Source organism: Veillonella fallax, from assembly GCF_020687175.1.
GTDB classification, from domain to species: Bacteria; Bacillota; Negativicutes; order Veillonellales; family Veillonellaceae; genus Veillonella; species Veillonella fallax.
The window spans coordinates 150,941-162,727 of sequence record NZ_JAJEQD010000002.1; the positions used below are offsets into that span (position 1 = coordinate 150,941).

Annotated in this window: 10 protein-coding genes and 1 other annotated feature; all 10 genes read right to left on the minus strand. The window is 39.9% G+C overall.

Annotation, left to right across the window (positions count from 1 at the left end; translation table 11 throughout):
* Positions 1 to 214: 214 nt before the first annotated feature.
* Entirely contained in the window at positions 215 to 2,215 is a 2,001-nt protein-coding gene (locus tag LKD20_RS01545) for an S-layer homology domain-containing protein (RefSeq protein WP_227720673.1), read from the minus strand.
* Between the two features lie 681 nt (positions 2,216 to 2,896).
* Positions 2,897 to 4,084 carry an oxygen-binding di-iron domain-containing protein gene (locus LKD20_RS01550; RefSeq protein ID WP_227720674.1) on the minus strand — a complete coding sequence of 396 codons (1,188 nt, stop codon included), beginning with the start codon at positions 4,082 to 4,084 and terminating at the stop codon, positions 2,897 to 2,899.
* A gap of 322 nt (positions 4,085 to 4,406) precedes the next feature.
* On the minus strand, positions 4,407 to 4,946 hold the full coding sequence (locus LKD20_RS01555) for a hypothetical protein (RefSeq protein WP_227720675.1): 540 nt from the start codon (positions 4,944 to 4,946) through the stop codon (positions 4,407 to 4,409).
* A gap of 94 nt (positions 4,947 to 5,040) precedes the next feature.
* Complete coding sequence (locus tag LKD20_RS01560) at positions 5,041 to 5,370, minus strand: DMT family transporter (RefSeq protein WP_227720676.1); 330 nt, start codon at positions 5,368 to 5,370, stop codon at positions 5,041 to 5,043.
* Positions 5,371 to 5,443: 73 nt separating this feature from the next.
* Entirely contained in the window at positions 5,444 to 6,514 is a 1,071-nt protein-coding gene (gene leuB / locus LKD20_RS01565; protein WP_059361100.1) for a 3-isopropylmalate dehydrogenase, read from the minus strand.
* 212 nt (positions 6,515 to 6,726) lie between these two features.
* The gene (locus LKD20_RS01570) at positions 6,727 to 7,218 is read right to left on the minus strand and encodes a 3-isopropylmalate dehydratase small subunit (protein ID WP_105086335.1); all 492 of its coding nucleotides are present in this window, start codon (positions 7,216 to 7,218) and stop codon (positions 6,727 to 6,729) included.
* A 1-nt stretch (position 7,219) separates the two neighbouring features.
* Positions 7,220 to 8,479, minus strand: a complete 1,260-nt coding sequence (gene leuC, locus LKD20_RS01575; protein ID WP_227720677.1) for a 3-isopropylmalate dehydratase large subunit — start codon at positions 8,477 to 8,479, stop codon at positions 7,220 to 7,222.
* 1 nt (position 8,480) lies between these two features.
* Positions 8,481 to 10,019 (minus strand): 2-isopropylmalate synthase, encoded by a 1,539-nt coding sequence (locus tag LKD20_RS01580; protein ID WP_005381515.1) that lies wholly within the window; start codon positions 10,017 to 10,019, stop codon positions 8,481 to 8,483.
* Between the two features lie 179 nt (positions 10,020 to 10,198).
* Positions 10,199 to 10,402: a binding site (T-box leader), on the minus strand.
* A gap of 96 nt (positions 10,403 to 10,498) precedes the next feature.
* Positions 10,499 to 10,906 (minus strand): hypothetical protein, encoded by a 408-nt coding sequence (locus LKD20_RS01585; RefSeq protein ID WP_227720678.1) that lies wholly within the window; start codon positions 10,904 to 10,906, stop codon positions 10,499 to 10,501.
* A 245-nt stretch (positions 10,907 to 11,151) separates the two neighbouring features.
* A complete protein-coding gene (locus tag LKD20_RS01590) occupies positions 11,152 to 11,787 on the minus strand; it encodes a hypothetical protein (RefSeq protein ID WP_227720679.1) in 636 nt (211 codons plus the stop codon).

Consider the following 11,787-nt stretch of genomic DNA (forward strand, 5'->3'; position numbering starts at 1 on the left):
AAAATAGAAGATGATATATTGTAATACTATCATATATTACAACACTAATACCTCTCTATTATAAAAGTTATCTAATATGCATAAGCTGTATAAATATTAATATTTTAGACCCAGTAGATTAATATCTATATAAGCACAAAAAACAGGATGTATCGCTGAGATACATCCTGTTTTTGAGCTTTCACAAGCTCGAAGGGAAGTTATCAATATACTATTAATTAATACGGGAACCGTATACGTCGCGTTGAGTTTTAGGTTCGTTGTTAACGCGAACACGTTCTGTTTTATGACGATCATTGTCAGCACCAGAAATACGGTCAACACGGAAGTGGTTAAGACGAATATTTTGTAATTCAGGACCAAATTCGTTCATAGCACGTTTCATGTTGTCATCGATAGGAGCACCATTTTGAAGTGCACGGTACAACATAGTAGCGAATTCGTAACGAGTCATCTTAACGTCGCCTTTGAATGTGCCATCAGGGTAGCCAACAAGGATACCATTACCAGCCAATTGACTAATATATTGGTAAGCCCAATGGTTACGAGGAACATCTGGGAATTCAGCAGTTTTGCTAGGATCAATTGCATGTGGAGTCAAGATTTGTAACAAGTTGTTGTATTTGTTTTCCATATCTTGAAGACGTGCATTCAATTCAGCAATTTCACGACCCATAGCTACACGAGAGCGGGACTCAGGGGAACGTTTACCAAGACGGATAGATACGCCAGCGTTTAATTGAGTTTCGCCAGTACCTACAGTACCACCAACGGAGAACATTGTGTCTTCGTTAGGACGGTAGAAAGCACCCAATGCAGCGGAGTTAGCATTGTGGTAGTGACCATAACCAGCAGCGATTGTCCATTTGTCATCTGGGTTGAAGTCCAATGGATGTAATGCAGCCAATGCAGCAGAACCTGCACCTACTTTATTAACGCGTTTTTCAACATTACCAACACGGTTATTCAAGTTATTGATATTGTTATTAATTTGACCAGGTGTGGAGTTATCTATTTGATTTTGTAAATCTTTTGCCACAGAGAATAATTGGCTACCATTTACAGCATCTGTAGATGTAGCAGAAATTTCACCAGCGGCTACATTCTTAATTTGACGTTCTTGACCAACTTGACCTACAGATACAGAACCTTTTGTAGAAGAACCTACACCAGCAAAACCACCATATGTATGAGTTGCAATTGGAGCGCCACTTGTGATACTAGTGGTCATAACAGAAGCACTATTTACAGCTGTTGCTGGAGCAGATTGGGATTGATATCCAATAGCAACTGAGTTTGCGTCAGTCACCACAGAATGATCTCCAATTGCCATGGCATAATTAGCTTTTGCATGTGCATCAGAACCAAAAGCATTAGCTCGTACACCTTCAGCTTGTGCACCAGCACCATAAGCTTGAGCATGATCACCAGAAGCAATAGCGGAAGAGCCAATTGCATTAGTATGTGCTCCGGTCGCTTTTGCACCAGAACCAATAGCATTAGCTTTATATCCAGCAGCCGCTGCTTCGTAACCTATAGCTTGAGCGCGAACCTCAGATGCGTTAGCACGCGTACCAATTGCAGTAGACCAAGTACGTTCAGCAGTAGCAGCATGACCGATAGCAATAGCTTCGCTCATTTTAGCTTGAGATCCATTACCTACGGCTAATGCGGAACTACCTAATGCAGTATTTTCAGAACCAATAGCTACAGAATTAGTTTTCCAATCTCCTGGACGTAATGTAGCATCATCTGGTTCATTATCATAATCACGATCACGGAAATTAGAAGTAGATTCACCCACAGTATTTTTATAACCATAGCCGATAGCATGTGTACCATTAATAACATTGCTATCACCAAATGCTTGTGCGTAAGCACCTTCTACAGTATTCCCATCACCAAATGCATTAGCTTGGTCTCCATTAACTGTATTTTGGTTACCATAGGCACTGCTAGAACCAGTAACACTTGTAATTTTATTATCTTGACCTACGGCGATGCTTGTAGCTGAATTATTTGCAACAAAACCATAGTTTACAGCATTGTGTGCAGCCGGAGTTTGATTTGCTTGATCACCTACAGCAGCAGTAACGAAACCATTAGCTTCAGTTACAGGATTAGCAGCACTTACAGGAGCAACAGTAGCACCTACCGCAGCAGCTGCAGCTAATACAGCAAATACTAATTTTTTGGAATGTTTGTTTTCTCTCATCTTACACCCTCACTTAATTAAAATTCTTAACCAAACACAATACAATTTTTCAACCTCTCTAAGTTCCGCCTCTCTCCACGGGCTGAAAAATATACTCCTCACTTCTCACATAAGAAATATATTCAATTCAATTTAAGAAAAATTTATATTGTTGATTACTAGCCTAGAATATCAAAGTTTTACGATACATACAAGACTTTTCCCATACGAAGTTCATTAACAACTCTTCATAATGTCAAAATAATAGCGTAATTACTGCTATTCTTCGTTGTATTAATATGCTCATCGATTTTACTTATGAGTAAAAAAATCACACCTTTTTTAGGATTCTACAGAATATATATTGTATAGCTTATAAATAATTATTACTTTAATAAGTTAAACAAATATCTGAGCTTTTCAGATATTCCTTATTCACATTAATTTCATGAATACTTTCTGAATTTTTATAAAATAGAATATTTAATCATTTTTATAAATTTTATACTATTTTTATTTTTATGCTTAATAGCATAACACATCTACGTAAATACTTAAGATTAGTATATACATATCACTACATATATTTGTATAAGCTTACATAATAAGACTTAATCTATATATAATACTCATATAATTCCAAAGGGATCATAAAAACCAAAAAGCTCCTATGTTCTATGAACGTTAGGAGCTTTTTATATATTAAGCTAGCAAGGCTTTTACAAGTTCTTCTGCTTTGCCAAAATCATCTGCATCTGGGTTCCAGTTACATTTGATTTCTGGTTCAACAACAGAGAATCCATATTTAGTTAATTCTTCACGAAGTACCTTTGTAGATTCACCCGACCAACCATAGGTACCGAATACAGCAGCTTTTTTGTTTTTAAACTTCAACTCACGTAAGAAGTCAAGCCATCCAGCTACGGCAGATAATACACTATTACCTACAGTTGGGGAACCAACAGCAATGGCTTTAGACTTGAATACCTCTGTCATAATATCATTTTTATTGGTTTTACTAATGTTGAAGATCTTAACTCGTGTATCAGGAGATTGTCTCGCAATTTCATCGGCAATTTTATGGGCCAATTTCTTCGTGCCATCCCACATAGTGTCATATACGACTGTAATTTGATTTTCTTGGTATGCTTGGGACCATTCATAGTATTTCTCTACGATTTGCAATGGGTTTTCACGCCAAATAGCACCATGGCTTGTAGCGATAATATCAATTGGCAAGTTGAGCTTTTGAATTTCTTCAACCTTAGCTTTTACCAATGGAGAAAATGGATTCAAAATATTAGCGTAATATTTCATCGCCTCTGCCCATAGACGACATTGATCAGCCTTATCGGCCCACAATTCTTCTACGGCGAAATGTTGTCCAAACGCATCGTTAGAGAACAAAATATTGTCGCCAGTCATGTACGTTGCCATAGAGTCAGGCCAATGGAGCATGCGCATTTCTACGAATACCAAGGACTTACCGTTGCCGATATCTACGGAATCCCCTGTCTTCACAGTTTTAAAGTTCCATTCTGGATGATGATATTGACCAACCAAGGACTTAACGGCATTTTCTGTACAGTAAATTGGCGTATTAGGGATTTTTTCCATCAAAGCTGGCAAGGAACCGCTGTGATCGACTTCGCCGTGATTACATACGATGAAATCAATCTTGTTTAGATCAATTTCAGATTCCAAATTATCGATAAACTCTGAGGAATGAGGTTTCCATACGGTATCGATGAGGACGGTTTTCTCCTCTTCAATCAAGTACGCATTTTGACTAGATCCATTATTAATGCTGTAATCAGAACCGTGGAATTCTTGCAATTCCCAATCAATTTTACCAACCCAAGATACGTTATTTTTTATATGCTTTCTCATAATAACCTCCATAATTCTTGTGAAAGTCTTTCACAATTAACAATATGTATGGCCTATGTGGTATTTGTGTATATGTATCTATCTATATACCTATGCATATATCACAACTCGGTCATTAACTATGGTTTTATTATAACCATATCGCATAATTAAGTCTGTATCTGTAGGTACAGATTTGATAATTATTCTAAAAAACCACTCATAGATAATCAAATTCTATACATTAGCGTACAATAGATTTCCTAAGAGTGGTTACGAGCATATGTAGTTTTAATAGCGGGTTGTTTATTATCTAGCTTAGATAAGCTAGGATAACGTCCGATTATTTATTCTCAGGCTTAGATAATCCTGGGATAGCTTTATAGATATATAACGCAATATATCCATCAACTATACTATGAATGATGGTCCCGCCACCAACAAGGACAAATACGACATAGATAAGATCGATATTTGGTATCGTAGTTGTCGTATAGAATAATAGGCACGCAAGCACTTCACCAATAGCGTGAACGATAGCACAAGCAAGGTTGAAAGCAGCAAAGGATAAGGCTCCTGTTAAGACACCTGGATGATGTTTTATATAATAAGCACCCATCAAGGCAAAGATGATATGAGAGGCAGCGCGCATAACGATAACGATAGGGAAGCCAGCTACAAAGAAACCTAGCGTAGAGCCGATAACAACGCAAGCAGCCATCTTACGAGACAAGAACATAGCTAGGAATATAGGTACATGACTAGCCAATGTATACGAAGCCGGTGGAATGACGACTTTCAGAGGCATCATAATAGGAATCATGATAGCTAATGCCATCAACAAAGCAGTAATGGTTAAATTTCGATACATGGAAGAATTCATAAAGGCCTCCTTGGAAATGTTTTGCCCACTGATTACATCTACAATATTCTAATGCATAAATTTTTAATATATTAGATACAGACTACAAATATCTTTAATTTCCTACACTACCCCACAAGTTAAGGATGACAACACCCACTACAATAAGAGCAATACCTAATATAGTGTAAATATTATAGCCCTCACTAAAGATAAAGACAGAAATGAGTGCTGTCATCACGAGGCCTACGCCGGACCAGGTAGCATAGGTAATACTGAGTGGAATATATTTCAGTACATGCGTCAATGTATAGAAAGATCCTACATAGCCAAGCACACAAGCAACAGTCTGTAACGGCCTCGTAAAGCCGTCAGAGGCTTTCAACATGGTTGTAGCAAATAGCTCAAGCCCTATAGATAAGGCAAGTAAAAAATAAGATAACATAACGCCTCCTACAAAAAAGAGAGGGCCTTACTACCCTCTCTTCAATACATAAGTACGCACTCAATCGCACCTATTATAAACGTTCGATTACAGCTTGTGCCATTTCTGTGGTACCTACACGTTTTAAGCCTTCACGGTAGATATCGCCTGTGCGATAACCATCAACAAGCACTTGTTCAACAGCTTTTTCAATTGCATCAGCCACTTGAGGTAAATCAAGGGAGTGACGGCACATCATAGCTGCGGACAAGATTGTGCCCAATGGGTTCGCCAAGTTTTGGCCCATAATGTCTGGTGCAGAACCGTGGATTGGTTCGTACAACGCCGTGCCAGTACCCATGGATGCAGATGGTAAAAGCCCAATGGAACCAGAGATTACAGCGCCTTCGTCAGACAAGATATCGCCGAACAAGTTTGTTGTGACGATAACGTCAAATTGTGCAGGATTTACAACGAGTTGCATCGCTGTGTTATCTACGTAGAAGTAATCTGTTGCGATGTCTGGATTAGCTGCCGCTTTCTCTTGAGCGATTTTACGCCACAAACGAGAAGAAGCCAATACATTTGCTTTATCTACGGATACAACCTTTTTGTTACGTTTACGAGCTGTTTCCATAGCGATGTCCATGATGCGCTCTACTTCGTAACGGCTGTATGTTTCTTTATCCCATGCGAACTCGTTAGCACCTTCACCTTGTGCCTCTTCGCGTTCGCCGAAATAAATACCGCCAGTCAACTCACGAACGATAACGAAATCTACATCTTGTACGAGTTCCTTTTTAAGAGGGGAATACTCTTGCAAGGATGGATAGATTTTTACAGGACGCAAGTTACAGAATAAACCAAGCTCCTTTCGAAGGCCAAGGATTGCTTTCTCAGGACGGATAGCAGGATCTACATTATCCCACTTAGGACCGCCTACAGCGCCAAGTAAAACAGCATCAGCTGCTTTACAAGCCTCGATAGTATCCTCAGTCAAAGGCACACCGTATGCATCAATAGACGCACCGCCCGCTTTTTTATCAATCCAATTAACCTTTACACCGGCTTTCTCAAAAGCCACATCACACACAGCCTTCGCTGCAGCAATAATCTCAGTACCGATACCATCACCAGGAATCAATACGATATTCTTTTCGCTCATATTACCTCTCCAATATATGTAATTTCCCTCAGCCACAAATCATTCAACATATTGCTAACTAAAGGGATTTTAATTTTGCTCAAAACCGTAAAAGATAAACACGTAGATCCGAGGTGCATGCGCTAACGCGACTTTAGTAGGTCAAGGCTATGCCGCAGACCGTTAAGCTAGCTGGAGCGGCAGCGCATCACCGAGGATCGGCAACGTACTTATTACTTACGGTTTTTCGCAAAGTTCACAAGACCACCAGCTGCCGCAATATCTTGAATGAATTGTGGCAACTCAGTCCCTTGGTATTGTTCGTTTTTAGTCAAGTTGTACACGATACCTTTAGACAAGTCTACGCCGATAGCATCGCCTGCTTCAATGCGATCAACTTGTTCACCGATTTCAACTACTGGTAAACCGATGTTGATAGCATTACGGAAGAAGATACGTGCAAAGGAGTGTGCTATGATAACGGGCACACCTTTTGCTTTGATAACGCCTGGTGCGTGTTCACGAGAGGAACCACAACCAAAGTTTTTGCCAGCTACCATGATTTCGCCAGCTTTCACATTTGGTGCGAAAGTAGTATCAATGTCCTCCATCGCATGTTCAGCCAATTCATTCCAGTCAGCAATGGCCAAGTAACGAGCTGGAATGATTACGTCTGTATCTACATCGTCGCCGTAGCGCCAGATTTTTTTGCTTTCAAAATCCATATTAAACCTCCTCAGGGCCTGCAATGCGGCCTAATACAGCACTTGCTGCCGCCACGTAAGGGCTTGCCAAATATACTTCAGAATCAACGTGACCCATACGACCACGGAAGTTACGGTTTGTTGTGGAAACTGTACGTTCCCCTTCAGCCATGATACCCATGTAACCGCCAAGGCATGGACCACATGTTGGCGTGGACACAGCGCAGTCAGCTTGAATGAAAATATCCAATAGACCATCTTTCATAGCTTGATCATATACATCTTGGGAACCAGGGATTACGATACAACGAACGAATGGAGCTACCTTGCGGCCTTTGAAGATTTCCGCAGCTGCCACCAAGTCTTCGTAACGGCCATTTGTACAAGAACCGATGATAACTTGGTCGATTTTAATATCTTTGTCAATCTCGTTAATGTAATGTGTGTTGGATGGCAAATGAGGGAATGCTACCACTGGTTGCAATTTAGACAAATCGATAGTCACAGTTTGAGCATATACTGCATCAGGATCAGGATTAATAGGTTCTACAGGACGATTTACGCGGCCTTTAATGTATGCTTCAGTAATTTCATCGTAAGGGAATACACCACATTTACCGCCAGCTTCGATAGCCATGTTACAGATTGTAAGACGATCAGCCATAGTCATGTGTTGTACGCCGTCGCCAGCGAATTCAAGAGCCATGTAACGAGCGCCGTCTACGCCGATTTGACCGATTAAATCGAGGATTACGTCTTTACCAGTTACCCATTTGTTAGGTTTGCCGATAAGCTCAACCTTAATTGTTTCAGGCACTTTGAACCAAGTTTTACCTTCTGCCATAGCAACGCCCGCATCAGTGGAACCTACGCCTGTGGAGAATGCATTCACCGCACCATATGTACAAGTGTGGGAGTCAGCACCGATCATCATTTCCCCAGGGCCAATAAGACCTTTTTCTGGTAAAATAACGTGCTCAATACCCATTCTACCGACTTCAAAGTAATTTGTAATGCCATGTTCACGTACGAAGTCACGCATTACTTTCGCTTGTGTAGCGGATTGAATATCTTTGTTTGGCGTGAAATGATCCGGCACTAAGTAGATTTTATGACGGTCAAATACAGGTTTGCCGATTTTCAAGAACTCTTTACGCGCTGGTGGGAATGTGATGTCGTTCATCAATACCGCGTTCAAATGACATTCGATGATTTGGCCTGGTTTTACAACATCAAGACCCGCGTGGCGAGCCATATTCTTTTCAGTAATGGTCATACCCATATTATTCTTCCTCCTGTTGTTCTAGCTCCATAGCTAGGAATACTGAGTTAACTGCATTAATATATGCGTTCACACTTGATTTAACGATATCGGTGCTGATACCACGACCATGGTACAAACGACCGTTGTATTCTACCTTAAGGGTTGCTTCCCCAAGGGCATCTTTACCGGCTGTAATAGCACGGATTTGATAGTCTTTTAAGCTGATTGGCAAGCCCACAACACGTTCAACCGCTTTAAGGGACGCGTCTACTGGACCGTCACCTACGGCAGCATCAGCTTTTTCACCTTCTGGGGTCATGAGACGAACGTCAGCATAGGCATAACCTTTCTCGCCCAATTTGTAATATTGAGCCACGAGCTCGAATGCTTTTTTATGATGTAAGTTATCTACTACAAGAGCGATAATATCATCATCGTATACTTGTTTTTTACGGTCTGCCAATTCTTTGAATTTAGCGAAGAGATCGTTGATTTTCTCTTCTGTAAAAGATTGGAAACCAAGCTTTGCCAAATGATCAGCAAAGGCATGACGGCCAGAGTGTTTACCTAATACGAGGTCTGTTTTTTCAGCCCCTACGGACTCAGGAGTCATGATTTCATACGTTTCAGGGTTGCTCATCATGCCATGTTGGTGAATACCAGACTCATGAGCAAAGGCATTAGAGCCAACGATTGGTTTATTTGGAGGAACTACAACACCTGTTAAACGGCTCACAAGTTTAGATACTTTCGTAAATTGTTTTGTATCGATGTTCACTTGAAGGTCGCCGAAGTAATCATGGCGTGTTTTAAGAGCCATTACCACTTCTTCAATCGCTACGTTACCAGCCCGTTCGCCTAGGCCATTAATTGTGCCTTCTACTTGGCGTGCACCTGCTTTAATAGCAGCTAACGTATTTGCATTAGCAAGACCTAAGTCGTCATGACAGTGAACGGAGATTATGGCATTTTCAATGCCTGGTGTATGTTCTTTAATGTAGCGAATTTTATCACCGAACTCATTAGGGTTCATATAACCTACTGTATCTGGTACGTTAATAATTGTAGCGCCACCAGCAATTGCAACACCAAATACTTGGCATGCGAAATCTAAATCAGAGCGTGCCGCATCTTCACCGGAGAACTCGATTTCATCAACCTTACCTTTTGCATATGCTAATACGGATTTAACCTTATCCAATACCTCTTGGCGAGTCATTTTTAATTTATATTCCATATGAAGTTCGGAAATAGCAATGAATACATGTAAACGGCTACGTTCCGCATCTTTCAACGCATCAATCGCTTTTTGTACGTCCTTTTCATTGGCACGAGCCAACGCACAAATTGTTGCACCTTTGACTTCGCGTGCAATCGTTTGTACCGCTTCAAAATCTCCAGGGGATGCCGCTGGGAAGCCAGCCTCGATTACGTCGATGCCTAGACGTACTAGGCCTTTCGCAATTTCAATTTTTTCAGGAGTTTGTAAAGATACACCTGGTGTTTGTTCCCCATCACGAAGGGTTGTATCGAAGAAATATACGCGATTTTGATCCATAATCTTCACCTTTTCTATACTAATAAATCATAACACTGTATTATATCTATCCATTGTGAAAGTTTAGTAAAACCGCCGATTTCAATACTATCCGGCTGATGCCAACGTAGATACATCAAATCAGTAATTTTACTAGACTTTTACAATAAAAAAAGCCCCTCAGAACAACTGTTGTTGCTCAAAGGGGCGTTATATTCATAACACGGTACCACCCTAATTGGGACTCGTTGCGGGTATAACGGAACCACCGTCGATGACTACTGCTGCATTCGCCACCAAAGCTCACGGGAGAGTGTCAGCGTACAACCTCTATTGCCTCGCACCAACCGGCAACTCTCTGAAAGCAGGATCTGTAAACCTTTATACCCATTCATAGCTTGTTTTAAGATATAAGGGTATTGTACTGTATTCTATAGACTCATGTCAATTAAAATAAGATGAATATGATATATTATCTTTAGTAACTAACACAATCAATCTTAAAAGCTTATCCACTCTAAATTCTCAAAATTTTTTAGAACGCGTTTATCCATTTTTATAACTTGATTAGTAAGCTCTATTTGATTACTAACAAATGAAATATCTGTATACCATTCCTTTAAACTAGCATACACTTCATTCTCTAGATCAATAATCATGGTTTCAATAGGATCCCAAGTTTTGCATCTTACAGACTCCACCATAACCATACTACTCCCTATAAAAGTAACATCCCTACCATAAATCCAAAATGGCAATGCTTTCCCCTTTATAGAAATAGAGTATATAGCATCTCCATGAGGCGGTTCTGTTTCATATTGTGCTTTTATATTGTACTTTTCCATTATCTCATTGCTAGCATTTTCTATATATGGCAATGTTGAAATCTTGTAATTTTTTAGGTTCATAAAAACTCCGTTATTTTTAATATAAATCACAACAAAGGTTAGCTATGTAATTATCATAGTTCTGTTATCAGTAGTCACTATCATTGCACTAATTAAGTAGTACAACGATAAACGCCTAACGTATAGAGGAGTGCAGTCCTCTAACACGTTAGGCGCCATCATAATTTTGTTCAGTTTTAGATGAGCCTAATGCCCTAATCACGTTAATGTGCTCTCTTTATATGTATATAATAAGCTAACCTTACTTAAAAAGATAGTACAACACTATTAATCATTTCTCTAGCCCACATAACAGAAACTGGGTCATTAAATAAGAACACATGGTTCTGTCCCGCATGTTCCCAAGATGCTAAGTAAACGGCGTCATCCACCATTCGATAGGTTACCATCATCCCATTTATAACATCCGTCTTCTGAGGTAAGTAATCCTTATAGTCGCCTGCGATATTACCCGATACTGTAGATACACGATACTTAATATACTGCGGCATATCATCTACACGGTCAAAATATGTTCCTTTTAAAAACTCATGATAGGCATACACAACTTGTAGTGCATCGTGATCCACAATGGATACATGTACAGGACGTAATCCCTCTAAACCACTTGGCAACTGTGGTTTAAAGTTCAAATATTGCTTAGCCTCAAATACAGTATCAAACACCTCTAGCGATTGACCTTTACGAGTGCTTCTATAATCCTCATCAGTCATAGTGCAACTTCCAAGTCTATCTGGACAAGGAAACTCATTCCGATCACCATAGGGTTTGTCATAAACCGAATTACCATTAAGACGGAATCTCATCAAATCATCTGCAGACACAACATTAATGGAACCTATAAAAGCTAGCGTAGCTAATGCACATACAACCTTTTTCAT

What these genes read in the sequence shown, in the direction of transcription:
- LKD20_RS01545 (WP_227720673.1), bottom strand. Translation starts at nt 2,215, where the DNA reads ATGAGAGAAAACAAACATTCCAAAAAATTAGTATTTGCTGTATTAGCT.
- LKD20_RS01550 (WP_227720674.1), bottom strand. Translation starts at nt 4,084, where the DNA reads ATGAGAAAGCATATAAAAAATAACGTATCTTGGGTTGGTAAAATTGAT.
- LKD20_RS01555 (WP_227720675.1), bottom strand. Translation starts at nt 4,946, where the DNA reads ATGAATTCTTCCATGTATCGAAATTTAACCATTACTGCTTTGTTGATG.
- LKD20_RS01560 (WP_227720676.1), bottom strand. Translation starts at nt 5,370, where the DNA reads ATGTTATCTTATTTTTTACTTGCCTTATCTATAGGGCTTGAGCTATTT.
- leuB (WP_059361100.1), bottom strand. Translation starts at nt 6,514, where the DNA reads ATGAGCGAAAAGAATATCGTATTGATTCCTGGTGATGGTATCGGTACT.
- LKD20_RS01570 (WP_105086335.1), bottom strand. Translation starts at nt 7,218, where the DNA reads ATGGATTTTGAAAGCAAAAAAATCTGGCGCTACGGCGACGATGTAGAT.
- leuC (WP_227720677.1), bottom strand. Translation starts at nt 8,479, where the DNA reads ATGGGTATGACCATTACTGAAAAGAATATGGCTCGCCACGCGGGTCTT.
- LKD20_RS01580 (WP_005381515.1), bottom strand. Translation starts at nt 10,019, where the DNA reads ATGGATCAAAATCGCGTATATTTCTTCGATACAACCCTTCGTGATGGG.
- LKD20_RS01585 (WP_227720678.1), bottom strand. Translation starts at nt 10,906, where the DNA reads ATGAACCTAAAAAATTACAAGATTTCAACATTGCCATATATAGAAAAT.
- LKD20_RS01590 (WP_227720679.1), bottom strand. Translation starts at nt 11,787, where the DNA reads ATGAAAAAGGTTGTATGTGCATTAGCTACGCTAGCTTTTATAGGTTCC.